This is a genomic window from Mesorhizobium sp. M1078 (genome assembly GCF_040318615.1).
Classification (GTDB): Bacteria; Pseudomonadota; Alphaproteobacteria; order Rhizobiales; family Rhizobiaceae; genus Mesorhizobium.
On sequence record NZ_JAMYMP010000001.1, the window covers coordinates 142,285 to 167,411 of the forward strand.

Annotated in this window: 28 protein-coding genes; 13 read left to right on the forward strand and 15 right to left on the reverse strand. The window is 62.7% G+C overall.

Annotated elements, in window-relative coordinates; all coding sequences use genetic code 11:
* Positions 1–73: 73 nt before the first annotated feature.
* The gene (locus NKH38_RS00760) at positions 74–1,591 is read right to left on the reverse strand and encodes a sugar ABC transporter ATP-binding protein (RefSeq protein ID WP_352758450.1); all 1,518 of its coding nucleotides are present in this window, start codon (positions 1,589–1,591) and stop codon (positions 74–76) included.
* A 241-nt stretch (positions 1,592–1,832) separates the two neighbouring features.
* Here NKH38_RS00760 and NKH38_RS00765 point away from each other — a divergent pair, with 241 nt between their 5' ends.
* From NKH38_RS00765 to NKH38_RS00795, 7 genes are all read left to right on the forward strand, one after another.
* Complete coding sequence (locus NKH38_RS00765; RefSeq protein WP_352758452.1) at positions 1,833–3,065, forward strand: ROK family transcriptional regulator; 1,233 nt, start codon at positions 1,833–1,835, stop codon at positions 3,063–3,065.
* 264 nt (positions 3,066–3,329) lie between these two features.
* The gene (locus NKH38_RS00770; protein ID WP_023686131.1) at positions 3,330–3,974 is read left to right on the forward strand and encodes a 50S ribosomal protein L25/general stress protein Ctc; all 645 of its coding nucleotides are present in this window, start codon (positions 3,330–3,332) and stop codon (positions 3,972–3,974) included.
* A 21-nt stretch (positions 3,975–3,995) separates the two neighbouring features.
* Positions 3,996–4,736, forward strand: a complete 741-nt coding sequence (gene pth, locus NKH38_RS00775) for an aminoacyl-tRNA hydrolase (protein ID WP_352758454.1) — start codon at positions 3,996–3,998, stop codon at positions 4,734–4,736.
* Positions 4,737–4,831: 95 nt separating this feature from the next.
* Positions 4,832–5,935, forward strand: coding sequence for a redox-regulated ATPase YchF (gene ychF / locus NKH38_RS00780; protein ID WP_023754576.1), 1,104 nt, complete (start codon positions 4,832–4,834; stop codon positions 5,933–5,935).
* A gap of 211 nt (positions 5,936–6,146) precedes the next feature.
* A complete protein-coding gene (corA, locus tag NKH38_RS00785; protein ID WP_023695808.1) occupies positions 6,147–7,121 on the forward strand; it encodes a magnesium/cobalt transporter CorA in 975 nt (324 codons plus the stop codon).
* A 78-nt stretch (positions 7,122–7,199) separates the two neighbouring features.
* Positions 7,200–7,661, forward strand: a complete 462-nt coding sequence (locus tag NKH38_RS00790; RefSeq protein WP_023670033.1) for a MaoC family dehydratase — start codon at positions 7,200–7,202, stop codon at positions 7,659–7,661.
* Positions 7,658–8,122 carry a MaoC family dehydratase gene (locus tag NKH38_RS00795; protein WP_023733357.1) on the forward strand — a complete coding sequence of 155 codons (465 nt, stop codon included), beginning with the start codon at positions 7,658–7,660 and terminating at the stop codon, positions 8,120–8,122. Before NKH38_RS00790 ends, NKH38_RS00795 begins: the two co-directional genes overlap by 4 nt.
* A 175-nt stretch (positions 8,123–8,297) precedes the next feature.
* Here NKH38_RS00795 and NKH38_RS00800 read toward each other — a convergent pair whose 3' ends face one another.
* From NKH38_RS00800 to petA, 5 genes are all read right to left on the reverse strand, one after another.
* A complete protein-coding gene (locus NKH38_RS00800; protein WP_013529989.1) occupies positions 8,298–8,843 on the reverse strand; it encodes an adenine phosphoribosyltransferase in 546 nt (181 codons plus the stop codon).
* A gap of 9 nt (positions 8,844–8,852) precedes the next feature.
* Positions 8,853–9,998, reverse strand: coding sequence for an alpha-hydroxy acid oxidase (locus NKH38_RS00805; RefSeq protein WP_352758458.1), 1,146 nt, complete (start codon positions 9,996–9,998; stop codon positions 8,853–8,855).
* Between the two features lie 196 nt (positions 9,999–10,194).
* Positions 10,195–11,067 (reverse strand): cytochrome c1, encoded by an 873-nt coding sequence (locus tag NKH38_RS00810; RefSeq protein ID WP_023670029.1) that lies wholly within the window; start codon positions 11,065–11,067, stop codon positions 10,195–10,197.
* A 23-nt stretch (positions 11,068–11,090) separates the two neighbouring features.
* Positions 11,091–12,434, reverse strand: coding sequence for a cytochrome b (locus NKH38_RS00815; protein WP_352758461.1), 1,344 nt, complete (start codon positions 12,432–12,434; stop codon positions 11,091–11,093).
* A 16-nt stretch (positions 12,435–12,450) separates the two neighbouring features.
* Positions 12,451–13,011, reverse strand: a complete 561-nt coding sequence (petA, locus tag NKH38_RS00820) for a ubiquinol-cytochrome c reductase iron-sulfur subunit (RefSeq protein ID WP_023670027.1) — start codon at positions 13,009–13,011, stop codon at positions 12,451–12,453.
* Between the two features lie 314 nt (positions 13,012–13,325).
* On the opposite strand from petA, the gene NKH38_RS00825 reads away from it, so the two are divergent.
* A complete protein-coding gene (locus NKH38_RS00825; RefSeq protein WP_023724965.1) occupies positions 13,326–13,670 on the forward strand; it encodes a cupin domain-containing protein in 345 nt (114 codons plus the stop codon).
* A 21-nt stretch (positions 13,671–13,691) separates the two neighbouring features.
* Here the strand turns inward: NKH38_RS00825 and NKH38_RS00830 are convergent, their stop codons facing one another.
* Genes NKH38_RS00830 through NKH38_RS00850 form a run of 5 tightly spaced genes read right to left on the reverse strand, consistent with a single transcriptional unit; the run spans position 13,692 to position 18,706 of the window.
* The gene (locus NKH38_RS00830) at positions 13,692–14,000 is read right to left on the reverse strand and encodes a DUF6665 family protein (protein ID WP_352740681.1); all 309 of its coding nucleotides are present in this window, start codon (positions 13,998–14,000) and stop codon (positions 13,692–13,694) included.
* A 1-nt stretch (position 14,001) separates the two neighbouring features.
* Positions 14,002–14,478 (reverse strand): GNAT family N-acetyltransferase, encoded by a 477-nt coding sequence (locus NKH38_RS00835; RefSeq protein ID WP_352758463.1) that lies wholly within the window; start codon positions 14,476–14,478, stop codon positions 14,002–14,004.
* Positions 14,479–14,481: 3 nt separating this feature from the next.
* Positions 14,482–16,365: an ABC transporter ATP-binding protein gene (locus NKH38_RS00840; RefSeq protein ID WP_352536628.1), complete on the reverse strand. Its 1,884-nt coding sequence runs from the start codon at positions 16,363–16,365 to the stop codon at positions 14,482–14,484.
* Positions 16,366–16,375: 10 nt separating this feature from the next.
* Positions 16,376–18,271, reverse strand: coding sequence for an ABC transporter ATP-binding protein (locus NKH38_RS00845; protein ID WP_352758465.1), 1,896 nt, complete (start codon positions 18,269–18,271; stop codon positions 16,376–16,378).
* Between the two features lie 27 nt (positions 18,272–18,298).
* Complete coding sequence (locus tag NKH38_RS00850) at positions 18,299–18,706, reverse strand: hypothetical protein (RefSeq protein ID WP_352711996.1); 408 nt, start codon at positions 18,704–18,706, stop codon at positions 18,299–18,301.
* Between the two features lie 445 nt (positions 18,707–19,151).
* Between NKH38_RS00850 and NKH38_RS00855 the strand changes: the two genes are divergently transcribed.
* Positions 19,152–19,610, forward strand: a complete 459-nt coding sequence (locus NKH38_RS00855) for a tRNA (cytidine(34)-2'-O)-methyltransferase (protein ID WP_023814986.1) — start codon at positions 19,152–19,154, stop codon at positions 19,608–19,610.
* A gap of 146 nt (positions 19,611–19,756) precedes the next feature.
* Positions 19,757–20,203, forward strand: a complete 447-nt coding sequence (gene soxR, locus NKH38_RS00860) for a redox-sensitive transcriptional activator SoxR (protein ID WP_352536625.1) — start codon at positions 19,757–19,759, stop codon at positions 20,201–20,203.
* On the opposite strand, the gene NKH38_RS00865 is transcribed toward soxR, so the two are convergent.
* A complete protein-coding gene (locus tag NKH38_RS00865) occupies positions 20,200–20,457 on the reverse strand; it encodes a hypothetical protein (RefSeq protein ID WP_023683688.1) in 258 nt (85 codons plus the stop codon). The genes soxR and NKH38_RS00865 overlap by 4 nt on opposite strands.
* Positions 20,458–20,732: 275 nt before the next feature.
* Between NKH38_RS00865 and hemF the strand changes: the two genes are divergently transcribed.
* The 3 genes from hemF to NKH38_RS00880 all read left to right on the forward strand — a co-directional run bounded on the left by hemF (position 20,733) and on the right by NKH38_RS00880 (position 22,564).
* Positions 20,733–21,647, forward strand: a complete 915-nt coding sequence (gene hemF / locus NKH38_RS00870) for an oxygen-dependent coproporphyrinogen oxidase (protein ID WP_023670015.1) — start codon at positions 20,733–20,735, stop codon at positions 21,645–21,647.
* A 238-nt stretch (positions 21,648–21,885) separates the two neighbouring features.
* Positions 21,886–22,146 carry a DUF1344 domain-containing protein gene (locus NKH38_RS00875; RefSeq protein WP_023686144.1) on the forward strand — a complete coding sequence of 87 codons (261 nt, stop codon included), beginning with the start codon at positions 21,886–21,888 and terminating at the stop codon, positions 22,144–22,146.
* A gap of 232 nt (positions 22,147–22,378) precedes the next feature.
* The gene (locus tag NKH38_RS00880) at positions 22,379–22,564 is read left to right on the forward strand and encodes a DUF1059 domain-containing protein (RefSeq protein WP_023670013.1); all 186 of its coding nucleotides are present in this window, start codon (positions 22,379–22,381) and stop codon (positions 22,562–22,564) included.
* Positions 22,565–22,570: 6 nt separating this feature from the next.
* On the opposite strand, the gene NKH38_RS00885 is transcribed toward NKH38_RS00880, so the two are convergent.
* The 3 genes from NKH38_RS00885 to NKH38_RS00895 are packed head-to-tail and all read right to left on the reverse strand — an operon-like array spanning position 22,571 to position 25,100.
* The gene (locus tag NKH38_RS00885; RefSeq protein ID WP_352758468.1) at positions 22,571–23,842 is read right to left on the reverse strand and encodes a CCA tRNA nucleotidyltransferase; all 1,272 of its coding nucleotides are present in this window, start codon (positions 23,840–23,842) and stop codon (positions 22,571–22,573) included.
* Positions 23,839–24,471 carry a CoA pyrophosphatase gene (locus NKH38_RS00890; RefSeq protein WP_023683684.1) on the reverse strand — a complete coding sequence of 211 codons (633 nt, stop codon included), beginning with the start codon at positions 24,469–24,471 and terminating at the stop codon, positions 23,839–23,841. The genes NKH38_RS00885 and NKH38_RS00890 overlap by 4 nt, the downstream gene beginning before the upstream one ends.
* On the reverse strand, positions 24,471–25,100 hold the full coding sequence (locus tag NKH38_RS00895) for a DUF1285 domain-containing protein (protein ID WP_023670010.1): 630 nt from the start codon (positions 25,098–25,100) through the stop codon (positions 24,471–24,473). Before NKH38_RS00895 ends, NKH38_RS00890 begins: the two co-directional genes overlap by 1 nt.
* Positions 25,101–25,127 lie beyond the last annotated feature (27 nt).

Consider the following 25,127-nt stretch of genomic DNA (forward strand, 5'->3'; position numbering starts at 1 on the left):
CAGAAAATCGAACGGTCCTTTTGCCTTTTCCTCCTCGGCGGCGCGTTCTATCTGCGCTGCCTGGCCGGCACGTTCATCGGTCCTGGTCGCCGATTCCAGTACCTTTTCCTGCGTGGCTTGCCCACTCAGCAGTCTGGCGGCCTTCGCGCAGCACGATAATGCGGTCGCACATGCCGATCAGCTCGGGCATCTCTGACGAGATCAGCAGGATCGCCATGCCTTGCGCGGCAAGGTCAGCGATCATTGCATGCACTTCCGCCTTGGTACCGACATCGATGCCTTGCGTCGGCTCGTCGAGGATGAGCACGCGCGGCTCGGTGCGCAGCCATTTGGCCAGCACCACCTTCTGCTGGTTGCCGCCGGATAACTCTTTCACCGGCTGCCCGTAGCCGGAAAAGCGCAGCTTCATGCGCTTCAGCCAGTCCGCCACCAGACCGATGGCGCGGTCGGTGCCGTAGAGACCGCGTTGTGCGGCCTTGTCGAGAACAGGTAGTACCGCATTGTCGAGGATGGAGAAATCCATCACCAGGCTCTGGCCCATGCGATCTTCCGACACATAGGCGATGCGCGCATCCATGGCGTCGCGCGCCGAGGCGAACTGCACGGGCTTGCCGTCGATCAGGATTTCGCCGGCGTCGGGCCGGTCGATACCGAACAGCACGCGCGCAATCTCGGTGCGTCCGCTGCCGACCAGGCCGCCAAGCCCCAGCACCTCGCCGGCGTGAAGCTTGAGGTCGATACCGGCAAACCCGCCGGCGCGCGAAAGTCCCTTCGCCTCCAGCACCAGCGCGCCTGAGGCATGGCGCCGTTCGGGATAGAGGTCGGTGACTTCACGCCCGACCATCATGCTGATGGCGGCAGCACGGCCAAGCTCGGCCTTCGGCTTGACGCCGATCAGGCGCCCGTCGCGCAGCACCGCGATGCGGTCGGCGATGCGGAAGATCTCGTCCATACGGTGGCCGACGAACATCATCGCCACGCCGTGCAGCCTGAGATCGGCAACGACGGAAAACAGCCGCTCGACCTCGCGCTGCGACAGCGCCGCCGTCGGTTCGTCCATGATCAGCACGCGCGCATCCAGCGATAGCGCCCGGGCTATTTCGACCAGTTGCTGTTCTGAGGTACGCAGGGTTCCCAGCCGCGTTGCCGCCGGCACGTCGAGCCCGACGGTCGCCAGCACCTTGCGCGCGCCGGCCAGCATGGCGGCATTGTCGATGCCGCCAAAGCGGTCGCGCGGCATGTGGCCGAGATAGATGTTCTCCGCCACCGACAGATCGGGAAACAAGCCAGGATGCTGGTGCATGACCGCAATGCCGGCCGCCTGCGCGTCATGCGGCGAATGGAAGACGGCTGATTTGCCGTCAACCTCGACATGACCGCTGGTGGGAGAATGCACACCGGCCAGAAGCTTCACGCAGGTGCTCTTCCCGGCGCCGTTTTCGCCAAGCAGCGCCAGCACCTCGCCGGAGCGCAATTCGAAGGAGGCGTCCTTGAGCGCAATCGTGCCGCCGAAAGCCTTCGTCGCCTGAACCAGGGCAACAGGAACAGCCCGCACCACCGCAGCGTCACTTTGTGTGCCCGAGTGCAGCACGTCTCCTCCCTGACCAGTTATTTTTTCAATTTGCTATATTAAATAGCGCAAAGGCGCAACGGCAAAATTGACTTCCATGGTTCCGACGCGCACTGTCGCCTCTCGCACAGGCATCGCAGGATGCTTCGGCCGAAGGTGGTTTCGGCCTCTTGCGGTAAGAACGGCGACATTTGAGGAGACGCGGGTTTTGTCAGGGAAAGGCAGCAATTCTGTCAAAGTTCGCCACTACAACGAGCGTTTCGTGCTCGACGCCGTCCGTCGCCTCAAGGAAGCCTCCAAGTCCGATCTGGCGCGCGCGGCCAGCCTGACGCCGGCGGCCGTCGCTGCCATCGTCGACGGCTTGGAATCATCCGGATTCGTAAAGCAAGTGGGAAAAAGGTTCGGGCAACGCGGATCGCCCTCCACGCTTTACCGGCTGACACCGGAACGCATCTACAGCGTTGGCATCAAGATCGGCCGGCGTGCGCTTGAAGCCGTTCTGGTCGACTTCGCCGGTGAAATCCGCGCAAGAGAGTCGCACGAATACCGCTTCCCCGATCCTGATCTGGTGCTGAAGGCCGGCAACATGGCGCTGGCCACCTTCGAAAAGCTGGTGGATGGGCTTGGCGATGCCAGCATCGTCGGCGTCGGCATTGCCTCACCCTATTTCCTCGGCGGCTGGAGCGAGGAACTCGGCTTTCCCGGCGATCTCGGCAGCCGCTGGGAGGCGATCGACCTGACGACATGCTTTGCCACGCCGGCGAAGACGCCGGTGTTCGTGGAAAACGACGCCACGTCGGCGGCGCTGGCCGAACTTGTCCAGGGCGCCGGCGCCCGCTTCCGCGATTTCATGCACATCTCGATCGACACTTTTGTCGGCGGCGGCCTGGTGCAAGGCGGCAGGGTCCATACCGGGCCGCATGGCAACAGCGCTGCCCTCGGACCCTTGCCGGTCTCGCCCTCAAGCCTCGATTCGGTGGCGGCGAAGCCTGCGCGCTACCAGAGCCTGCTGCATCGCGCCTCGATCTATGTGCTGGTCAATCACCTGAGGTCGCGCGGCGTGGTGATCAACCGCGTGCGAGAGCTCGATCCGTTGCCGCCCGAGGCGCGCGCGCCCTTGTTCGAATGGATCGACGATTGCGCGAGCGCGCTGGTCGAGGCGATCATCGCCATCACCTCCATCATCGATATCGAGGCCATCGTTCTCGACTCGATCCTGCCCAGGCCGATCCATCTCGAACTGCTGGCAAGGGTGCAGGCCCAGTTCAACCAGGCCAGCGCCATCGGCATCGTGGCGCCGGAGATCGTGCCGGGGCAATTCGGCCCCGAAGCGTCCTCGATCGGCGCCGCCATGCTGCCGTTCTCGGCGCTGCTGGCGCCCGACAGCGGCGTGCTCATGATCGGCAAGGACCGGACGAAACTGCTGAGCGCTCTGTCCACGCTCGGTGGCGCCAAGGGAAACGGATCAAATCCGCCCACCGACCTGCCGGCCTGAGCGCAATGCGGCGCGCCCAACGCAGGCATCGGCCGCCCTTGCCCGCCATGGCTTGCACGCCTGCCCGCCTTCCGCTATAGAGCCGCCACCCGCGTAGACACCCTTGGAGGCAACGCGGCGGAAGGCTGCCTTCCTTGTGATCCCGAACAAAGCTCCGCGTATGCGGTTTCTGGCATTCGGACATCCAGGCCTGGCGGCTTTCGACGTTTACGGTCCAGGCACACTGCCACCGCAAACGCTCCATAAAACGCGAAAGGAAATGCCATGAGCCACGATACTTACGAGCTCAAGGCCGAAGCGCGCGAACAGGTCGGTAAGGGGTCCGCCCGTGCAGTTCGCCGCAACGGTAAAGTGCCTGCAGTTATCTACGGCGACAGACAGCCTCCCCTGGCGATTGCGCTGAACTACAAGGACGTCTTCTACAAAATCCATGGCGGCGGGTTTTTGACCACGATCGCCACGATCGATGTCGACGGCAAGAAAATCCAGGTTCTGCCCAAGGATTTCCAGCTCGACCCGGTCAAGGATTTCCCGGTCCATGTCGACTTCCTGCGCATCGGCAAGGACACCGAGGTCAACGTCGACGTGCCCGTCCACTTCATCAATGAAGACAAGTCGCCCGGCATCAAACGCGGCGGCGTGCTCAACATCGTGCGTCACGAAGTCGAGTTCCACTGCCCGGCCAATGCGATCCCGGAATTCATCACCGTCGATCTCACCGGCGCCGACATTGGCGATTCGATCCACATCTCGGCGGTTACCTTGCCGGCCGGCGTCAAGCCGGTGATCTCCGATCGCGACTTCACCATCGCGACCATTGCCGGCTCCTCGGCGATGAAGCCGGAGACGGAAGAGACGGCGGAAGCGGCAGCCCCCGAAGCGGCGGCTCCTGCTGCCGAAGAGAAGTAATTTTCGGGCCCGGAGTTCACGATGCTTGTCTTTGCAGGCCTCGGCAATCCGGGCGCGAAATACGCTGATAACCGGCACAATGTCGGCTTCATGGCGGCGGACGCAATTGCCCGCCGCCATTCGTTTTCGCCCTGGTCGAAGAAGTTCCAGGGCCTGATCGCCGAAGGCACGATTGCCGGCGAAAAGATTCTCCTGATCAAGCCGCAGACCTTCATGAACCTGTCGGGACAGCCGGTCGGCGAAGCCCTGCGCTTCTACAAGCTCGGCCCCGAGGCGCTGACCGTCTTCTACGACGAGATCGACCTGCCGGCCGGCAAATTGCGGGTCAAGGTCGGCGGTGGCGCCGGCGGACACAACGGCATCCGCTCGCTCGACCAGCATGTCGGCAAGAACTTTCGCCGCGTGCGCATCGGCGTCGGCCATCCCGGCGTCCGGGAAATGGTGCATGGCCATGTGCTCGGCGACTTCGCCAAGGCCGACCGCGAATGGCTGGACGTGCTGCTCAACACCATCGCCGACGATGCCGGGCTGCTGGCCAAGGGCGACGACAGTTCCTTCATGAACCGGGTGACGCTGGCCTTGCGCGACAAGCTAACGCCAACCGGCGACGACGACCGTCCGCCACCCAAGGCGCCGAAGGCTGAGGGCCCGAAAGCTCAAAGCCACATCCGCCAGGCACGGCCACAGCAGGCGGCGGCCAAGCTGCCGGAAAGCGGCCCGATGGCCGCCATGCTGAAGAAACTGTTCGGCAAGAAGGACTGAGCGTCGATAGGATCGGGACCGCGGGGCTTGACGTTGCTCACTCCTATCGCCCATAGCCCTCATCAAATTTCTAGTTTCCCGATAGGACCGGACACATGGGTTTCAAATGCGGCATCGTTGGCTTGCCCAACGTCGGCAAGTCGACGCTTTTCAACGCGTTGACCAGGACGGCGGCGGCGCAGGCCGCCAACTATCCGTTCTGCACCATCGAACCGAACACCGGCGAGGTGGCGGTGCCTGATCCGCGGCTGCAGAAGATCGCCGCAATCGCCAAGTCTAAGGAGATCATCCCGACCCGCATCTCCTTCGTCGACATCGCCGGCCTGGTGCGCGGCGCCTCCAAGGGCGAAGGGCTGGGCAACCAGTTCCTCGCCAACATCCGTGAGGTCGACGCCATCGTGCATGTGCTGCGCTGTTTCGAGGATGACGACATCACCCATGTCGAGGGCAAGATCGACCCTGTCGCCGACGCCGATACGGTCGAGACCGAGCTGATGCTCGCCGACCTCGACAGCCTCGAGCGCCGCATCGTGCAGATCCGCAAGCGCGCCGGCAGCAAGGACAAGGAAGCAACCACCGTGCTGCCGATGATGGAGGCCGCACTCGAGCTCCTCCAGGCCGGCAAGCCGACCCGCATCCTGCTCAACGGCATTTCAGCGGAAGACCTGCGCATCCTGCAGGGACTGAACCTCTTGACCTCGCACCCCGTGCTCTATGTATGCAACGTCGCCGAAGCCGACGCCGCCACCGGCAACGAGCACACCAGGGCCGTGGAAAAGATGGCGACCGCGCAGGGCGCCGGCACCGTGGTGATCTCAGCCGCGATCGAAGCCGAAGTCGCCCAGCTCTCCGACGAGGAAGAGATGGAGTTCCTGTCCTCGCTCGGCCTCGACGAACCTGGCCTCAACAAGGTCATCCGCGCCGGCTACGATCTGTTGCATCTCATCACCTATTTCACCGCCGGGCCGAAGGAGACGCGCGCCTGGACGATCCACAAGGGCGATAAGGCCCCGCAGGCGGCCGGCGTCATCCACACCGATTTCGAGCGCGGCTTCATCCGCGCGCAGACCATCGCCTACAACGACTACATCACGCTAGGCGGCGAAGTGGCGGCCAAGGAAGCCGGCAAGGCGCGCGACGAAGGCAAGGAATATGTCGTCCAGGACGGCGACGTCCTGCTGTTCAAGTTCAACACCTGAGACGCCGAGGCATCTCGCGGCTCGCGCGCTGACGGCGGCCGATCACGGCTTCGTCAAGTGGAGGAGCCGGCATGCCGCTTCGCTTGACTGCCCTTGGCACCGGGTCTAAGGCCCTCTGCATCCGACTGGCCGTGGCCGTGGGAACTGCCGCGCGTGCAAGACCCATCGCTATCGAACGGAACCTCTTGGGCTCAACCAATGGAGAGCGGCGATGATCAAGGCCTTCGTCGTCGACAATGACCGCCTGCGCCCCGCCGACGATCTCGTGGCCAATGGCGATCACGTCGTCTGGGCCGACCTTCTCAACCCGACCAAGGAAGAAGAAACAGCGATCGAGACCTGGCTCGGCGTTGCCATCCCGACGCGCGAGGAGATGGAGGAGATCGAGATTTCGAGCCGCCTCTACATCGAGGACGGCGCCTACTTCATGACCGCCACCTTGCCAGCGCAGACCGAAATCGATGATCCCTTGATGTCACCGGTTACCTTTGTGCTTGCCGGCCCGAGACTGGTCACCATCCGTTATCATGAGCCGAAGGCGTTCAAGACCTTTCCCCTGCGCGCCGAGAAGGTGGCGACAGGCTGCACCACCGGCAACACCATCCTGATCGGCCTGCTGGAGGCGATCGTCGATCGCCTAGCCGATATTCTCGAACGCGCCGGCCGTGACATCGAGACGATCTCGCGCGATATCTTCGAAGCGCGGTCGACCAAGGTGAACAAGCGCAATCGCGACTTCCAGGAACTGCTCAAGGCCATCGGCCGCAAGGAGGACATTGCCTCCTCGATCCGCGACAGCCTTATCTCGCTGCAGCGCCTCACCGGCTTCCTTGCCCATGTCGCGACCCAGATCAAGATGAGCAAGGACGTCCGCGCCCGCATCAAGACAGTATCGCGCGACGTGCTGTCGCTCGCCGACCACGCCACCTTCCTGTCGCAGAAGATCTCGTTCCTGCTCGACGCGACGCTCGGCATGATCTCGATCGAGCAGAACGCCATAATCAAGATCTTCTCGGTCGCCGCCGTCATCTTCCTGCCGCCGACGCTGGTAGCTTCGATCTACGGCATGAATTTCGACGTCATCCCGGAGCTGAAATGGGAGCTCGGCTATCCCTTCGCCATCGGCCTGATGATCCTGTCGGCGATCCTGCCGTTCTGGTATTTCCGCCGCCGCGGCTGGTTGTAGGCCCAATAGAATTCGCTTGACCAAACGCCGCCCGGACGGCATCCGGATGCCCGGTGATCGTACAACCGGATTGGGATCATGACCGCAAAAAGCTGGGCCTACGAGGATTTCACCGAGGGCGCATCGATCGACCTCGGCGCCAAGCAGGTGAGTGCGGCCGAAATCATCGAATTCGCCACCGAATTCGACCCGCAGCCGATGCATCTCGACGAAGCCGCCGGCAAGGCCAGCATCCTTGGCGGCTTGGCCGCCTCCGGCTGGCACACCTGCGCGATCTTCATGCGCATGCTGTGCGACGCCTTCCTGCTCGACTCGACCGCGCAAGGCGCGCCCGGCATCGACCAGGTCAAATGGAAGAAGCCGGTGCTGGCCGGCGACACGCTGGCCGGCAGCACCAGCGTGCTTGCCAGGCGCCTGTCGAAATCCAGGCCTCAGCTCGGCCTCGTCACCTTGCGCAGCGAACTGTTCAACCAGCGCGGTGAAAGCGTCTTCGAACTTGAGAACACTGTCATGTTCTTGACCCGCGAGGCCGGCGCATGAGCCTCGACGCGTTCTTCCGCATCGGCGATACCATCAACCTCGGTTCGCACACATTCGAAGCCGAGGCGATCAAGGCGTTCGCCTGCAAATACGATCCACAGGTCTTTCATGTCGACGAGGAGGCGGCGAAGAAAAGCGTGTTCGGCCGCCTCTGCGCCTCGGGCTGGCACACCGCGGCCACCTGGATGAAGCTCAATCTCAAAAATCCTATGGACGCTTCTCAATGGACCGGACCCGGCCCGGTACCAGAATTCGGCCCCTCCCCCGGCTTCAGGAACCTGAAATGGCCAAAGCCGGTCTATGCCGGAGAAACCGTCACCTTCATGCGCACGGCCCTGTCCCACCGCCCGCTTGCCACCCGCCCCGGCTGGCGCCTGCTGGCGCTGCGCTCGGAAGGTTCCGATTCGGCAGGCGACAAGGTGCTGGAGTTCGACAGCGCCGTGCTGGTGAAGGCTGGGTAGTGAATAGTGAATAGTGAGTAGTGAGTAGTGAGTAGTGAGTAGTGAGTAGTGAGTATTCAATATCAGAGTGAGGTGAGTAAGCCTAGCGCCTGTCATTGAACGCTGACATTCACTATTCACTATTCACTATTCACTATTCACTATTCACTATTCACTATTCACTATTCACTATTCACTAATGCCCCTCAAACCCGATCAACGTCCGCACCGGCACGCCCAGCGCTTCGAGCTTCGCCCGTCCGCCGAGATCCGGCAGGTCGATGACGAAGCACGCGGCAAGAATATCGGCGCCGATCTGCCTTAGCAGCTTGACCGCCGCCTCCGCCGTGCCGCCGGTCGCGATCAGGTCGTCAACCAGGATCACCTTCTCGCCCGGCGCAACGCCGTCCTTGTGCATCTCCATCTCGTCCAGCCCGTACTCCAGGCTGTAGGCGACGCGTACCGTCTCGTAAGGCAGCTTGCCCTTCTTCCGGATCGGCACGAAACCGGCCGAAAGCTGGTGCGCGACCGCACCGCCGAGGATGAAGCCGCGTGCTTCGATGCCGGCGATCTTGTCGATCTTCTGCCCGGCATAGGGATGCACCAGCTCGTCGATGGCGCGGCGGAAGGCGCGCGCATTGCCGAGCAAAGTGGTGATGTCGCGAAACAGGATGCCGGGCTTGGGGTAGTCCGGAATGGTGCGGATCGCGGCGAGCAGCGTGTCTTCGAGCGAGGATTTCATGGGTCGAGATTACCTGAAACGGAGGTTGTTGCGCGACAATTGTTCGATCGAACTGCAGCCCATCAGCTTCATGCCGCGCTCGATCTCGATCCGCATCTGCTCCAGCGCCCGCTCGACGCCCGGCCGTCCGGCCGCCGCCAGGGGGAACAGATAATAGCGGCCGACGCCAACAGCCTTGGCGCCGAGCGACAGCGCCTTCAGCACATGGGTGCCGCGCTGCACGCCGCCATCCATGATGATGTCTATTCTGTCGCCGACGGCATCTACGATCTCGGCCAGCTGGTCGAACGCCGCCCGCGAGCCGTCCAGCTGCCGGCCGCCATGGTTGGACAGCACAATGCCGCTGCAGCCGATCTCGACGGCGCGCTTGGCATCCTCCACCGACATGACGCCCTTGAGACAGAACGGACCTCCCCACAGTCTGACCATCTCGGCAACATCGTCCCAGGTCATCGACGGATCGAGCATCTCGGTGAAGTAGCGGCTGATCGACATCGTGCCGCCGCCCATGTCGACATGCTCGTCGAGCTGCGGCAGCTTGAATCCCTCATGGGTGAAATAGTTGATCGCCCAACCCGGCTTCAGCGCGAACTGCAGCATGCCGGCAAGGTTGAGCTTGAAGGGGATGGCAAAGCCGGTGCGCTTGTCGCGCTCGCGGTTGCCTCCGGTGATGCTGTCGACGGTCAGCATCATCACTTCGACTCCAACCGCTTTCGCCCGCTGCATCATCGCCAGGTTGAGGCCGCGATCCCGGTGGAAATAGAACTGGTAGACCTGCGGGCTGCTGCTGATCTTGCGCGCTTCCTCAAGACTGACAGTGCCGAGCGAGGACACGCCGAACATCGTGCCGAATTTGGCCGAAGCCTTGGCCACCGCGCGCTCGCCTTGATGATGGAACAGCCGCTGCAAGGCGGTCGGCGAGCAATAGACGGGCATGGCCAGCTTCTGGCCCATCACCGTCACCGACATGTCGATCTCGCTTACCCCGCGCAGCACGTTGGGAACGAGGTCGCAGCGCTCGAAGCTCTCGGTGTTGCGGCGATAGGTGACCTCGTCGTCGGCCGCGCCATCGATGTAGTTGAAGATTGGCCCAGGCAACCGCTGCTGGGCCATGCGCCGGAAATCGGAAAAGTTGTGACAGTCGCGTAGCCGCATCATCGATTCCCAGGTGTCTTATCGCCGGCAATCCTTCATCACCGGTCGCGCGTGCATACCAATCACATGGCGCCCTGCCAACGGACTTGTTCGACCAGGCGGGTGGTTGCACCCAAGGCGACAGCCCCCTGCCCGCTTCGGCAAGCAAAAAGGGCGCCCGAAGACGCCCTTTCCGATTTCACAGGGGTAGCGGCGGTTAGTGGGCCACGCCTTCCCATACCTTGCGCTTGGTCAGATACATCAGCGCCCCAAACAGAAGCAGAAACACCAGCACGCGGAAGCCGGTCTTCTTGCGGTCTTCCATATGCGGCTCGGCCGCCCACATCAGGAACGCCGAGACGTCGCGCGAATACTGGTCGATCGTCTGCGGCGAACCGTCATCGTAGGTGACCTGGCCGTCGGAGAGCGGCTTGGGCATCTTCAGCGACACGCCGGACATGAAGTATGGATTATAGTGGGTGCCTTCGGGGATCACCATGCCGGCAGGTGGCGTCTCGTCGTAGCCGGTCAGCAGCGAATGGATGTAGTCCGGGCCGCCCTGCGCATATTGCGTGAAGATGTCGAAGACGAAGCGCGGGAAGCCGCGCTCGACGCCGCGCGCCTTGGCCAGCAGCGACATATCCGGTGGGGCAGCGCCGCCGTTGGAAGCGGCAGCCGCCTCCTCATTGGCGAACGGCGCCGGGAAATGGTCGGACGGCTTGCCCGGCCGGTCGAACATGTCGCCGGCATCGTTGGGTCCATCATGGATGGTGTACTCGGCCGACAGGGACTTGATCTGCGCTTCCGAATAGCCGAGGTCCTCCAGCGTGCGGAACGCCACCAAATTCATCGAGTGGCAGGCCGAGCAGACTTCCTTGTAGACCTTCAAGCCACGCTGCAGCTGCGCCTTGTCGTAGGTGCCGAACGGACCGGCAAAAGTCCAGTCCATCTCCTTCGGCTCGTGGATCGGGAAATGCGTCGGTGCCGCCGCGTTGTGCGCCTCTTCAGCGGCGATCGCCACACTGCCGACGGCTCCGATGCCAGCGGCAAACACGCCTAGCAAGGCGAGCGAGGTGAGAATCTTTTTCATGCCAAATCCCCTTAGATTCTCACTCAGCCTTTGGTTTCCGGCGCCGCGGTCGCACCGGCCGGATGTCCCCCTCCGGCACCCTTGTTCTTCTCCAGCACCGCCTCGCTGATCGAATTCGGCAGTCTGCGTGGCGTCTCGATCAGGCCAAGCACCGGCAGGATGACGAGGAAGAAGGCGAAGTAGAACAGTGTCGCCGCTTGAGCGTAGCCAACATAGTTGCCCGAGACCTCACCTATCAGGAGGGTCAACAGACCGCCGCCTTCCGCCGGCTGCGAGCCAAGCCAGCCAAGCAGGACAGCGTCGGCGACGAACAGCCAGAAGAACAGCTTGTACCAGGGCCGGTAGACCGCCGAGCGCACCTTGGAGGTGTCGAGCCACGGCACCAGGAACAGCATGACGATGGCGCCGAACATGCACAGCACGCCACCGAGCTTGGAGTTGATCGGCCCGATGTTGAAGGTGATCGCGCGCAGGATCGCGTAGAACGGCAGGAAGTACCATTCCGGCACGATGTGGGCCGGCGTCTTCAGCGGGTTGGCGATCGTGTAATTGTCCGGATGGCCGAGAAAGTTCGGCAGGTAGAAGACGAAATAGGCGAAGAAGAACAGGAACACGATCATGCCGAATGCATCCTTGATGGTCGCATAGGGCGTAAAGGCAACGGTGTCGGTCTTCGATTTCACCTCGATGCCGGTCGGGTTCGACTGGCCGACCACGTGCAGCGCCCAGACGTGCAGCACGACGACGCCGGCGATCATGAACGGCAGCAAATAGTGCAGCGCAAAGAAGCGGTTGAGCGTCGGGTTGTCGACGGCGAAACCGCCGAGCAGCAGTTCCTGGATCCAGTTGCCGACCAGCGGAATGGCGCTGAAGAAGCCGGTGATGACGGTGGCGCCCCAGAAGCTCATCTGACCCCAAGGCAGCACATAGCCCATGAAGCCGGTCGCCATCATCAGCAGATAGATGATGCAGCCGAGGATCCACAGCAGCTCGCGCGGCGCCTTGTAGGAGCCGTAATAAAGCCCGCGGAAGATGTGGATGTAGACGGCGACGAAGAAGAACGAGGCGCCGTTGGAATGCATGTAGCGCAACAGCCAGCCCGAATTGACGTCGCGCATGATCTTCTCGACCGAATTGAAGGCGAGGTTGGTGTCGGCGGTATAGTGCATGGCCAGCACGATACCGGTCAGGATCTGCGCCACCAGCATGATCGTGAGGATGCCGCCGAAGGTCCACGCATAGTTAAGGTTGCGCGGCACCGGATAGGCGATGAAGCTGTCATAGACCATGCGCGGCAGCGGCATGCGGGCGTCGAACCAGCGTTCGATACCGGTCTTGGGCGTATAGGTCGAGTGTCCCTCGCTCATCGAAATATCCCCTGCCTCAACCGATAAGGATTTTGGTATCGGAAATGAACTTGAATACCGGTACGGCCATGTTTTCCGGCGCCGGGCCTTTGCGGATGCGGCCGGCGGTATCGTACACCGAACCGTGGCACGGGCAGAACCAGCCGCCGAAATCGCCTTCCTGGCCAAGCGGAATGCAGCCCAGATGCGTGCAAACCTGCACCATCACCATCCAGGCTTCCTTGCCGGGCGTGGTGCGGTTGGCGTCGGTCGCCGGCGCATCGGCGGGCAGATTGGCGTTGCGGGCGATAGGATCCTTGAGGTCGGCAAGGTTCACGGCTTCGCCGTCCTTCATCTCCTGCTCGGTGCGATTGCGCACCACGACCGGCTTGCCGCGCCATTTGACAATCAGCGACATGCCAGGCGTCAGCGAGGCGACATCAACCTCGACCGAGGCGAGCGCCAGCGTCGAGGCATCGGGGCGCATCTGGTCGATGAACGGCCAGGCAACGGCGCCTGCGCCAACGACTGCGGCCATGCCGGTGGCGACGTAGAGAAAATCACGACGGTTGGGATCCTGGGTGTCGGTTGCGCTCACGGGTGCCTGATCCTTTCGCCTCTTCCGAGCCGGCGGCCGAGCTTTGTCCCCGCTCCATCGCGCCGGCCCGACAGCGCATGGCGAACAAGCTAGCGAATTCCTCCGGCATTTGGATTTCGGTTTATGCGTGAAGCCCGTTTTTGTCCAGCGGGCTGAAGCCACAAGGGCAGATTGTCGCGGGGACAGAACAGCGCGTCAGTTGGCCAGATGCCCAAAGGTCGGCAAAGGCGGCTAAACAACAGGGAAATATCAGCAAATCCGAGGCTCCCCGCCTGTCTCGACAGGACAGGTTGCCGTGATCTAGTCTCGCCGGCATGGCACATATTATCGACCGCGAGACCTGGACCAGGACGCCCGGCCGCTGGCAGGGCGAACTGCAATGCGGCGCCTACGGCTCCAACTCCTGCCTGATTTTCAACTATCAGGAAGAGATTGGCGGCGGCCCACGCCTGCACACGCATCCCTATTGTGAAATCTTCATCATCCGGCAAGGCACCGGCCTGTTCACGATCGGCGACCAGCAGATCGAGGCCACGGCCGGCCAGATCCTGATCGTCCCTCCCGATACGCCGCACAAATTCACCAATCTTGGCCCAGGCCCGCTCGAAACGACCGACATCCACGAAAACGGCAGCTTCATCACCGAATGGCTGGAATGATCGTTTGCCGGCCGGCGGCTTTCAGCTTGCACCGAGCCTGACCAGCACGGCCCTTGGGATATCGTATTCGCGGATGACCGACTCATGCCGGCGCAGGCCGCAGAGTTCACGCTGGATGAAATAGGCGTGCACCGCTGCGGCAGCCTCCTTGAGCAGCCGCGATCGCTGCTCCTTGTCGTCGTTGTTCTGACGGAGCTTGGCCAGCGTTTCCTCGACCCGTTGGCCGGCACGGCCGAGCGCTGCGGCCTTTTCAGCCAGTATCTCATGGCCGAGGGCGTCGAACGCGGCCTCGGCAGCCGAGGCGCCTAGGGATGGCGGACGCAGTGACATCTCAGCCTCCTTTTCTGTCTTGAGAGAGCATCATCCGGTGCGTGACGAATTCTTCGCCCACCACCGGCTGGAAGCCAAGCCGTTCATAGAAGCCAAAGGCTTCTTGTGGCGCGCGGGTGTTCAGCACGGCAAAATGCTGACGTGCCCTGTCAATGACGGTCTCGACCAGCATGCGGCCAAGGCCGCTGCGGCGATGACGCGCGCTGACGAACAGGTGCCTGACCCGGCCGTGGTCCCGGCCTTCGAAATAAGGATCGATGTTCAACCCGCACACACCAGCGAGTTCTCGGCCATGCCATGCGCCAAACAGCGCCTCGCCTCGTTTCAGGAACTTGTTGCGGCCGCCTGCCCAGCCATCCGCCAGACGCACCAGCATCCAGTAGCCCTCCAGCCGGCTCTCCTCCTTCAGCGCGTCGAAGGCCGGCGCGGATGGCCGCAGCCGCTTGAGGACGTAGCCAGCATCAGGCGACCCTGCCATGCCCTACTCCGCAGGCCGTGTTTCTTCCAGCACGCTTTCCTCGTGGTAGAGGAAGCCGCCGGACTGCCGCTTCCACAGCCGCGCATAGAGCCCGTCGAGCGCCACCAGCTCGTCATGCGTGCCCTGTTCGACGATGCGGCCTCCGTCCAGCACCACAAGACGGTCGAGCGCGGCGATGGTCGACAGCCGATGAGCGATGGCGATGACAGTCTTGTTCTCCATCAGGCTGGCGAGATTCTCCTGGATCGCCGCCTCGATATCGGAATCGAGCGCCGAGGTCGCCTCGTCGAGGATCAGGATCGGCGCATCCTTGAGGAAGACGCGGGCGATCGCGACGCGCTGGCGCTGGCCGCCCGACAGTTTCACGCCGCGCTCGCCGACAAAAGCCTCGTAGCCGGTACGGTCCCGGTTGTCGCGCAGGCCCAATATGAACTCGTGCGCCTCCGCCTTCTTCGCCGCCGCGATCACCTCGGCGTCGGTCGCGTCCGGCATGCCGAGCTTGATGTTGTCGCGCAGCGAGCGGTGGAACAGCGCCGTGTCCTGGCTGACCACGCCGATATTGGCGCGCAGCGAGTTCTGCGTCACCTCGGCGACGTCTTGCCCGTCGATCAGGACTTTCCCACTCTCGAGGTCGTAGAGGCGCAGGATGAGGTTGGCGAGCGTCGTCTTGCCCGCACCGGACGGCCCGACCAGCCCGACCTTCTCGCCAGGCTTGACGACGAGATCGATGCCGTTCAGCACGCCAAACCCCTTGCCGTAGTGGAACTCGACATTCTTCACCTCGATGCGGCCGCCGGCGACGACAAGCTCCTTCGCATCGGGCGCATCGACAAGGCCAAGCGGCTGCGAGATCAGCGCCTTGGAGTTTTCCAGCACGCCGAGGTTTCGCAAAATGCCGTTGAGCTGCATCATCACGCGCCCGAGCAGCATGTTGAGCCGTAGCACCAGGGACAGCGTGAAGGCGACGGCGCCGACAGTGATCGACCCTTCGACCCAGAGATAGACGGCAAAGCAGCCAATCGCGGTGATCATGATGCCCGACAGCGTCGTCAGCGCCATTCGCACGCCGGTCAGCCGGCGGGTGAAGGGCCGTAGTGCATCGAGATAGATGTCGAAGCCGTTCTTGATGTAGCGGTCGTCGCCGTCGGCCGAGAACAGCTTCAGCGTCTGCACGTTGGAATAGGAATCGATGATGCGCCCATTGATCATCGAGCCCGCTTCGGCCGTGGCCTCGGCATGCCTGCGGATCGAGGGCAGATAGAGCTTGGCCAGCCAGGCGAAAGCGAGGATCCAGATCACCACCAGCACGGCCAGGCGCAGATCCAGCCCGGCGACCAGCGCCAAGGTCGTCACCGTATAGATGAGCATGAACCAGATGACCTCGATGAAGCTCTCCATCAGGTCGCCGGTCGCCTGCCCCGCCTGCCAGACTTTTGTCGCGATACGGCCGGCGAAATCGTTCTGGAAGAAAGTGTAGGACTGCCGCGACACATGCCGGTGTGCCTGCCAGCGCACCAGATTGTAGAAGCCCGGCGTGATCGTCTGTTCGTTGACCAGCGCCGACAGGCCGACGACGACGGTGCGGATGACCAGCACCACTGCGATCATGAAGACAAGCTCAGGCCCGGCGGCGGTCCACAGCGCGTGCCAGCTGCGCTCGCCAGGAAGCTGGTCGAGAATATCGACCAGCCGCCCGACGAAGTAGAAAAGCCCGGCCTCGATCAGCGGCGCGATGCCGCCGATGACCAGCATGGCGAAGAAGGCGAACTTCGCCTGGCCGACATAGTGCCAGAGGAAGCCGCCGACGCTTGGCGGTGGCCGAAGGTCCGCCGGCTCCCTGAACGGATAGACCCAGTCCTCGAACCAGCGATAGACGGCTGTCATCATGCTGACGTCATCACTCTGCGGCTTCACCCTTCACGCCGATGTCGTTGGCAACGGCGTCATTGGCGGCATCGACCGGACCGTCGTCGAGCAGGAACCCGCCCGACTGGCGCTGCCAGAGCTGCGCGTAGAGCCCGCCGCTGGCAACGAGTTCCTCGTGCGACCCTTCCTCGATGACACGGCCCTTGTCGAGGACGACGAGCCTGTCCATCGCCGCGATGGTCGACAGCCGGTGCGCAATGGCGATGACGGTCTTGCCTTGCATGAGCTTGTAGAGATTCTCCTGGATGGCGGCCTCGGCTTCGGAATCCAGCGCCGACGTCGCTTCGTCAAGGATAAGTATCGGTGCGTCCTTCAACATAACGCGAGCAATGGCGATGCGTTGCCGCTGGCCGCCGGACAATTTGACGCCGCGGTCGCCGACATGAGCATCGAGCCCTTTACGTCCGGTGTGATCCGAAAGCCTGCCGATAAACTCCAGCGCCTCGGCCCGCCCGGCTGCCTCGACAAGCATTTCCTCCGTCGCATCGGGCCGCCCGTAAAGGATGTTGTCGCGCACCGAACGATGCAGCAGCGAGGTGTCCTGCGTCACCATGCCGATCTGCGCGCGCAGCGAATCCTGCGTCACCGAAGCGATCTCCTGGCCGTCGATCAGGATCCGGCCGTTCTCGAGGTCGTAGAACCGCAACAGGAGATTGACCAGCGTCGACTTGCCCGCGCCCGAGCGCCCGACAATGCCGACTTTTTCGCCGGGCTTCACCGTCAGCGACAGGTTCTCGATGACGCCCTTCTGCTTGCCATAGTGGAAACGAATGTCGTCGAAGCGGATCTCGCCCTTGGTGACGGCAATGTCCTTCGCCCCCGGCCGGTCTTCGACCAGGCGCGGCAGCGAGATCGAGGCGATACCGTCTTGCACCGTGCCGATGTTCTCGAACAGGCTCGACATTTCCCACATGATCCACTGCGACATGCCCCACATACGGAGCACGAGGCCGATGACCACGGCGACGGCGCCGATCGTCACCGCCTGGCCGAGCCACAGCCACAGCGCCGTCGCCGTCACCGAAAACAGGAGCAGCGCGTTGAGGATATAGAGCAGCCCGTAAAGCACCGTCACCAGCCGCATCGACCGGTAGACCGTGTCGAGGAAGCCTGCCATGCCTTCTTTGGCGAACGTTGCTTCGCGCCGTGCATGAGAAAACAACTTGACCGTCTGGATGTTGGTGTAGCTGTCGACGACGCGGCCGGTCATAGTCGATCGCGCATTGGCCTGCGCCTCGCCGACCTTGCCCAGCTTCGGGATGATATAGCGCAACAACCCGATATAGCCGAGGAGCCAGACGCCGAGAGGTGCCGCCAGCCGCAAGTCGGCCGAGCCGACGATGAACAGCATGCCGAGGAAATAGACGATGACGTAATTGAGCACCTCGATCACCTTGATGACGCATTCGCGCACGGCGAGTGCCGTCTGCATCAGCTTGGTGGCGATGCGGCCGGCAAATTCGTCCTGGTAGAAGCTCATCGACTGCTTCAAGAGATAACGATGCACCTGCCATCGGATGCGCATGGGGTAGTTGCCCATCAGCGTCTGCTGGTTGAGCAAAGAATGCAGCCATACCGTACCCGGCAGCGCGAACAGCACGACGAAGGCCATGCCGGCGAGCTTCCAGCTCTCGGTCTGCAGGAAGGTTTCGCGGTTCTGCCCGGACAGCCAGTCGACGATGTGGCCCATGAAGCCGAACATCCACACTTCCGCGATGGCAATCGCCGTCACCAGCACCGCATCGACGATGATGTATGGCCAGGCGCCGCGCGTATAATGCACGCAGAAGGCAACCAGCGTCTTCGGCGGCTCGACCGGTTCCGCTGCGGGGAACGGATCGAGCCTTCTTTCAAACCAGCTAAACATAGGGATGCTCACAAAACTGTTGTCCGCTCATGCGGCGCGGGAAAAATCCCCGGGGCGCTCCGCGTCCCCAGACCGTACGTCGGCGGGGACTGACGGCCCGGAATCACCCGGGCCATCGGTCCTGCTTCGCGCAATATAGGGACTTGCGGGCTTTTCACCGACAGAAGCCTTCGACTGAACTGACGGCACGCCGCCGCCAGTCCGGTTTTTCGCGCCCGGCCGGATCAGCCGGATGATCCGGCGCACCAGCGACGGCCGGCTGTGGTCGGGAACCGCACGCGAGAAATCGACATCCGGCAACATGCCGCGATGCGGACGCCGGCGCGTCTGCGCGTGAACCGCCGACGAATAGGTCTCGCCGACCAGCAACGCCCAGGTCGCCGTCTTGCGTTCGTGCAGGCTTCTTGAACCAGGTATCTTATAGGGATCGAACATCGGTCCGTCCTCCGTGTGAAAATAGACATAAAAAGGCGAAGCAATGTCGTGCGCCGGCATTCGGCCGGAGGCACGGATTGCATCCGTCGGGACACGAGGATAGGCCTCGGTCGCGACATGCTCAGCTGGGGCGCTTGGCCCCTTTAACCGGTTGAAAAACATCGCAGGATTCCTTCGAGAGCCGAAAATTGGGTTCGGCGGGAATCGGTGCGATCAGATCTAAGAAATCAGGTAAATCGTCGTACCGAAACCGCCGGAAGGCAGGTAAGCCCACGGGAGGGGCGCTGGATGTGCATGGTCATCATGAAATACCCCTCCATCGGTTCGGGTTGACAATGCGTGCGGTATAATCGACTTCGCAGAAAATGGCCACCCGCAGGTCCAGCAATTTCCAAAACCAGCCACCCGCTGTGGCCGATCTGCCACTTATTAGAAAGACGCGGAAATGAACCACCGTCTCCGCATCGCCCTCTACCAGCCTGACATCGCCGGCAACACCGGAACTATCCTGCGCTTCGCCGCCTGCCTCGGCCTTGGCGTCGACATCATCGAACCAGCCGGGTTTCCGCTCTCCGACAAAGCGCTCAAGCGTGCCGGGATGGACTACCTCGAAATGGCTGCCCTGACCCGCCATGTCGACTGGAACGCCTTCGAGGATTGGCGCAAGGGCGAAGCCTGCCGGCTGGTGCTGCTCACCACCAAAGCCGCGACCCCCTATGCGGGCTTCAGCTTCGCCCAAGGCGACATCCTGCTGTTCGGCCGCGAATCCGCCGGCGTGCCGGATCCTGTCCATCAGGCGGCGGATGCGCGGCTGACGATCCCGATGCAGCCGGGCACGCGCAGCATCAACGTCGCGCTGTCGGTCGCCATGGTCGCCGGTGAAGCCATCCGGCAGCTCGGCTAGACCCTTCAGCGCGTTGTCGTCATCGCCAACGGCCGTTGCGTCTTGCATCATTCTCACCCAGGCGCACATCGCCTTCTCCTCAATTGCCCTATCGACGTTTCCTGGCTACAAGCTCAACTTAAGTTGAGGTCAAGCGGAAAATCGAGATGGCTCCGGTAAAGGAATTGACGGTCGGCCAGGTGGCGATGCGCAGCGGCGTGGCGGTGTCGGCGCTGCATTTCTACGAGGCGCGCGGGCTGATCCGCAGCCACCGCACGTCGGGCAACCAGCGGCGCTATGGCCGCGACGTGCTGCGGCGGGTGGCGATCATCCGGATCGCCCAGGAGGTCGGCATCTCGCTGGCCGAGATCGGCGCCGCACTTGAATCGCTGCCAGAAGGCCGTACCCCGACGCGCGAGGACTGGAACCTGTTGTCGACCGGCTGGCGCGACGACCTCGATCGCAAGATCACTCAGCTAAAGAAGCTGCGCGACGGCCTGACCGACTGCATCGGCTGCGGCTGCATGTCGATCGACAAATGCCCGCTGCGAAACAGGGAAGATCGCTTGAGTGCGCAAGGGCCGGGCGCAAGGCGACTGCTTGCGGAATTCTAATCCGCCGCAGGCAGCCGCCGTATCGTGAATTCGATGACGTCGCCTGGCCGTTCGAACCAGCTTTCGATCTCGGTCCAGTAGGCCTGCTTGGGAAAGCGTTCGAACCATTCCTTGGCTTTGAGCCGCGCATCGGGGCGCGGCAAGACAAAGGTCTCCCGCAAAAACCCGTCACGCGGCATGCGCTCGCGCTCGGCGCGTGAACGATCGAGCCTTTTCTTCAGGCCATGCAGCGGCGGTCTTGCCGGCGTGCGCATGAAAGAACTCCTGGGCCGAACCAGATGACACTTGACCCTTGCCCCTAAGAGATTAGGGATCGCGCCCGGAAAAGGCTAGTGCTCCGATTCCAACATTCGCCTTCCTAATCCCCAGTCGCCGTTGCGAACGTTGGAATCACAAGGACCACTAGCAAGTTCATGTTTCTGGTGGAGTTTTCGAATTTGACATTTGCGTCGTGCCCTGCGCCACGCTGTGTGCAAATCTCAAATTCACTCCACTAGGTCCTTTGTCGGCTGCGACCGGAGACAGCATTTTGGAACGACCAGAAATACCGGCAGGCCTGCCAGCCGACATCGAACAGAAGAAAATGAAGGCCAGGCTCTGGTTCGAGACGCTGCGGGAGCGCATCTGCACCACCTTCGAGCAGATCGAGCAGGACTTGACCGGTCCGCTGGCCGAATGGTCGCCCGGCCGCTTCGAAAAGACGCCGTGGGAACGAGACCATGGCAAGGGCGGCGGCGGCGCCATGTCGATGATGCGCGGCCGCGTCTTCGAGAAGGTCGGCGTCCATACTTCGACCGTCTATGGCGAATTCTCGCCCGAATTCAGGAAGCAGATGCCCGGCGCCGAGGAAGACCCGAGCTTCTGGGCATCAGGCATTTCGTTGATCGCGCATCCCTGGAACCCCAACGTGCCGGCCGTGCACATGAACACCCGCATGGTCGTGACGTCGCGCCACTGGTTTGGCGGCGGCGCCGATCTGACGCCGGTGCTCGACCGCAACCGCACGGAAGATCACCCCGACACGGTCGCCTTCCATCGAGCCATGCAGTTCGCCTGCGAGAAGAACGCTGCGATCGCCGACCACCCCAAATTCAAGGCCTGGTGCGACGAGTATTTCTATCTGCCGCACCGCCACGAGCCGCGCGGCGTCGGCGGCATCTTTTTCGACTGGCTGCATTCGGGGGAGGAGAAAGGCGGCTGGAATGCCGATTTGAACTTCGTCCAGGATGTCGGGCGTTCTTTCCTTGTCGTCTACGGACACCTGGTTCGCGCCCATTTCAACGAGAACTGGACCGACGACGACCGCGACGAGCAGCTCATTCGCCGCGGCCGCTACGTCGAATTCAACCTTCTTCACGATCGCGGCACCATCTTCGGCCTGAAGACCGGCGGCAATGTCGCTTCGATCCTGTCCAGCCTGCCGCCGGAGGTCAGGTGGCCGTAAAAAATCGGTGAGCGAAACGTGAGCCGCATTGACGTCCCATTCGCCGAATCTGGGCAGCCAATGTGGCATCGCCATTATCTTTTTCGTCTAATAGGCGATTGAAATAAAACGACTATTTGTCGTTTCGGGCCGGGAAGCGCCGGCGGTTCAGTCCCGAACCGCGACACGACGCTACCGGACGGCCCTGAACAAGGCGGAGCATTTTCCAAACGGATGCCCGCATTTCCAGGAGTATTACATGCGAAAGCTCATTGTTTCGGCAGCCGCCGCTGCCCTTCTCGCTTCCGGCTCGATTGCCTTTGCCGCGGTCAAGCACACCACGGGCACGGTCAAGACCTATGATGGCACGGCCATGAGCCTCGTTCTGGACGATGGATCGACCTTTACGCTGCCCAAGACCTTCAAGGATCCTGGCCTGAAGGCAGGCGAAAAGGTCCGCGTTTCCTGGGACATGAGCGGCAAGAACAAGGTTGCCGAGTCCGTCAAGATCGAGAAGTGACCGGGACAAGACCGAACGTTCTCGCCTTGGCTTAGCCTGGCAAGAGGGGGCGGAGCAGCGCTGCTCCGCCTTTTTCGCCCCCACGGCAACCAAACTCGTGGAACCGTGTTATGCTAGCTCCCCCGTGCGCGCCCCCGAAACCGACTGCTGTGACAGGGCGCGGAACAGAGATGGCGGAGCTTCGTGTGCCCATGAGAGGCACAGGCTCCAAGGAGGAAAAGGAGAAAATCCCATGAAGGAATTCCATTGCGGCTCGCTGGTTCCCGGCTGTGAGTGGCACACCCGTGCCGGTGAGGAAGCCGAGGTCATGCGCCGCGCCGTCGACCATATGCGCGAGACACATGGCGAAACGGTCATTCGCGAGACGATGATCGAGGCGATCCGCTCGCGCATCGAGAAAGTTCGCGACGCGGCCTGAGCAGTCCTATCTGGCCTTCAAGGCTTCCGCGGCGCGCTCCAGCAGCGCGTCGCGATCGAGCGCAAAGCCGGACCAGATCCATTCCTTTTCCAGGTTTTTCAGGATCGCACCGAGTATTGGCCCCGGCGACGCGCCAAGCGCCGTCAGATCGCCGCCCTTGACTGGGAACACCGGTTTTTCCCATTTCAGCGCAAAAGCGAGCAGGCGCGAAAACCCGCCGGCCTGAACCAGCGAGTCATTGTCCTCGAGAGCCCGCGCTCGCGCCGACGCCAGCGACAGCCGCAGGCGATCGAGAAAACCCTGGCGCTCGCCGGAATAGAGTTTCTTGGCAAGTTCCGCTTCGCTTGTCTTGGGCTCGACGGCAGCCGTCAGCGCCCAGTGGCGCAGGCGCTCCGCCTCAGTGGTCGAAAGTTTCAGCCGCTCGGCCAGTGTCTTCATCCGCGCCGCATCGGGCGGCACGATCGCCTCCAGCCTGAGCAGCGGCTCCGGCGCCCAGCCCAGATCCTTCTCTGTCTTGGTCAGCCCATGAATGGCATCGATGCCCCATTTCTCGCTTTCCGGCAGGGCGCTGGTGAGCACGCCGGCCTGGCGCATCCACAGCAAGGCGCGCGACGGATCTGGGGCCGATAACAACTTCTTCAGCTCGGACCAGATGCGTTCGGCCGAGAGATGGGCGAGACCGTCCTTGAGCCGGGCGCAGGCCTTCAATCCCTCGGCATCGGGCCGACCCTCGCCATACCAGGCGAAAAAGCGGAAGAAACGCAGGATGCGCAGATAGTCTTCGCGGATCCGCTGCTCGGCATCGCCAATGAAGCGCAGCCTTCGTGCCTCGATATCGCCGACGCCGCCGACCAGGTCCACGACCGTCCCGTCAGCCTCCGCATAGAGCGCGTTGATGGTGAAATCGCGCCGTTCGGCGTCGGCCTTCCAGTCGCGGCCGAACGACACTTTGGCGCGGCGGCCATCGGTCTCGATGTCGGCGCGCAGCGTGGTGACCTCATAGGGCGCGCCGCCGGCAATCACCGTGATCGTGCCGTGCTCGATGCCGGTCGGCACCGCCTTGAAGCCCGCCGCCTCGGCGCGGCGAACGGTTTCCTCGGGCAGGCAAGTGGTAGCAACGTCGATATCGGCGACCGGCTGCCCAATCAGCGCATTGCGCACCGCGCCGCCCGCGATGCGGGCTTCCTCGCCGCCCTGCGCCAGCACGGCAAGCAGCCGCTGCAGATGCTTTTCACCCAGCCAGTCGGCTCTGCCCGCCAGCGATATCGGATCACTCAAGCATAGAGCCTTTCATAGAGCGTGCGGATGATGCCGGCGGTGACGCCCCAGATGCGCTGGCCGCCATAGGGCATATCGTAGAAGAACCATTCCAGGTCGTTCCACATGCGGCTGTCCCTGGTGTGGTTGGCCGGATCCATCAGGAACGAAAGCGGCACTTCGAAGGCGGCGTCGACCTCGTCGGAATTGAGCGACAGCGTAAAACCGGGCTCGACGATCGCCAGCACCGGCGCGATGCGATAGCCGCTGCCGGCGACATAATCGGGCATGCGGCCGATGATCTCGATGCGGTCATGGCCGAGGCCGATCTCCTCGAAGGTCTCGCGCAAGGCCGCTGCTTCCGGGGTCGCATCGGTGGGATCAATGGTGCCGCCAGGAAAAGCCACCTGCCCGGAATGGCTGCGCAGTTTTTCCGCCCGCTTGGTCAAAAGCACGGTCGCATCGCGTCCATGATCGACGACCGGGATCAGCACCGCGGCGTCGCGCAGCGCTTTGAGCTGCGTCAACCGTGGATGGCCGGGGTTGAAGCGATGATCGCCATAATCGTCGCCGGCATGGGCCTCAGCTTGCGCCGCGACCCGCGCGCGAAAATCCGCTGTGGAAAACGGCGGCGGCCTCACCTGATCCATCATGCGCTCAGCCTCTTCAGTTTTTCCGCCGGCATGATCGGATAGATTTCGCCTTTCGAGCGCACGGCAAACATCGTCTTGCCGCCGATATCGATCTCCTCGCCATGCTCGACCAGTTCGTACATCACCGGCCGCGCCACCAGCGCTTCCAGCCGCCCGCGCACCAGCACATAGGGTTTTAGCCCGCCGGTCTCGTTCTCGTCGACGAAGCGCAGCGGATGGCCAGGTCCGGCCTCGACGACATCGCCGACATTGGTGCGGAAAGTGATGGTCTGCTCGGCGCCGGCGCCGGAAACATCCATTTCAACCGCGATGAAAGGCGCGTCCACGACGCGGATGCCGACCCGTTCGACCGGCGTCACCAGATAGGTCCTGCCATCCTCGTCCTTGCGCAGCACGCTGGAAAACAGCTGCACCAGCGGCATGCGGCCGATCGGCGTGCCGAGATAGAACCACGTTCCGTCTTGTTTGATCTCCATGTCTAGATCGCCGCAAAAGTCGGGATTCCAGCGCTCCACCGGCGCCGCGCCCTTGCCGGCGCGAGCCGCACGCGAGATCAACGCTTCGAGACCGCGCGCCTCGGTTGCGGCAGCAAGGCTGTGCTCGCGATGTTCGGAGCGTTCCGTCATGGTCACGAAATAGTCACTGTTGTTCCG

What these genes read in the sequence shown, in the direction of transcription:
- ychF (WP_023754576.1), top strand. Translation starts at nt 4,832, where the DNA reads ATGGGTTTCAAATGCGGCATCGTTGGCTTGCCCAACGTCGGCAAGTCG.
- pth (WP_352758454.1), top strand. Translation starts at nt 3,996, where the DNA reads ATGCTTGTCTTTGCAGGCCTCGGCAATCCGGGCGCGAAATACGCTGAT.
- NKH38_RS00805 (WP_352758458.1), bottom strand. Translation starts at nt 9,998, where the DNA reads ATGCGGCTACGCGACTGTCACAACTTTTCCGATTTCCGGCGCATGGCC.
- corA (WP_023695808.1), top strand. Translation starts at nt 6,147, where the DNA reads ATGATCAAGGCCTTCGTCGTCGACAATGACCGCCTGCGCCCCGCCGAC.
- NKH38_RS00800 (WP_013529989.1), bottom strand. Translation starts at nt 8,843, where the DNA reads ATGAAATCCTCGCTCGAAGACACGCTGCTCGCCGCGATCCGCACCATT.
- NKH38_RS00840 (WP_352536628.1), bottom strand. Translation starts at nt 16,365, where the DNA reads ATGATGACAGCCGTCTATCGCTGGTTCGAGGACTGGGTCTATCCGTTC.
- NKH38_RS00810 (WP_023670029.1), bottom strand. Translation starts at nt 11,067, where the DNA reads ATGAAAAAGATTCTCACCTCGCTCGCCTTGCTAGGCGTGTTTGCCGCT.
- NKH38_RS00855 (WP_023814986.1), top strand. Translation starts at nt 19,152, where the DNA reads ATGAACCACCGTCTCCGCATCGCCCTCTACCAGCCTGACATCGCCGGC.
- NKH38_RS00830 (WP_352740681.1), bottom strand. Translation starts at nt 14,000, where the DNA reads ATGTCACTGCGTCCGCCATCCCTAGGCGCCTCGGCTGCCGAGGCCGCG.
- NKH38_RS00865 (WP_023683688.1), bottom strand. Translation starts at nt 20,457, where the DNA reads ATGCGCACGCCGGCAAGACCGCCGCTGCATGGCCTGAAGAAAAGGCTC.
- soxR (WP_352536625.1), top strand. Translation starts at nt 19,757, where the DNA reads ATGGCTCCGGTAAAGGAATTGACGGTCGGCCAGGTGGCGATGCGCAGC.
- NKH38_RS00880 (WP_023670013.1), top strand. Translation starts at nt 22,379, where the DNA reads ATGAAGGAATTCCATTGCGGCTCGCTGGTTCCCGGCTGTGAGTGGCAC.
- NKH38_RS00845 (WP_352758465.1), bottom strand. Translation starts at nt 18,271, where the DNA reads ATGTTTAGCTGGTTTGAAAGAAGGCTCGATCCGTTCCCCGCAGCGGAA.
- NKH38_RS00875 (WP_023686144.1), top strand. Translation starts at nt 21,886, where the DNA reads ATGCGAAAGCTCATTGTTTCGGCAGCCGCCGCTGCCCTTCTCGCTTCC.
- NKH38_RS00825 (WP_023724965.1), top strand. Translation starts at nt 13,326, where the DNA reads ATGGCACATATTATCGACCGCGAGACCTGGACCAGGACGCCCGGCCGC.
- NKH38_RS00850 (WP_352711996.1), bottom strand. Translation starts at nt 18,706, where the DNA reads ATGTTCGATCCCTATAAGATACCTGGTTCAAGAAGCCTGCACGAACGC.
- NKH38_RS00895 (WP_023670010.1), bottom strand. Translation starts at nt 25,100, where the DNA reads ATGACGGAACGCTCCGAACATCGCGAGCACAGCCTTGCTGCCGCAACC.
- NKH38_RS00835 (WP_352758463.1), bottom strand. Translation starts at nt 14,478, where the DNA reads ATGGCAGGGTCGCCTGATGCTGGCTACGTCCTCAAGCGGCTGCGGCCA.
- NKH38_RS00890 (WP_023683684.1), bottom strand. Translation starts at nt 24,471, where the DNA reads ATGGATCAGGTGAGGCCGCCGCCGTTTTCCACAGCGGATTTTCGCGCG.
- NKH38_RS00790 (WP_023670033.1), top strand. Translation starts at nt 7,200, where the DNA reads ATGACCGCAAAAAGCTGGGCCTACGAGGATTTCACCGAGGGCGCATCG.
- NKH38_RS00795 (WP_023733357.1), top strand. Translation starts at nt 7,658, where the DNA reads ATGAGCCTCGACGCGTTCTTCCGCATCGGCGATACCATCAACCTCGGT.
- NKH38_RS00770 (WP_023686131.1), top strand. Translation starts at nt 3,330, where the DNA reads ATGAGCCACGATACTTACGAGCTCAAGGCCGAAGCGCGCGAACAGGTC.
- NKH38_RS00815 (WP_352758461.1), bottom strand. Translation starts at nt 12,434, where the DNA reads ATGAGCGAGGGACACTCGACCTATACGCCCAAGACCGGTATCGAACGC.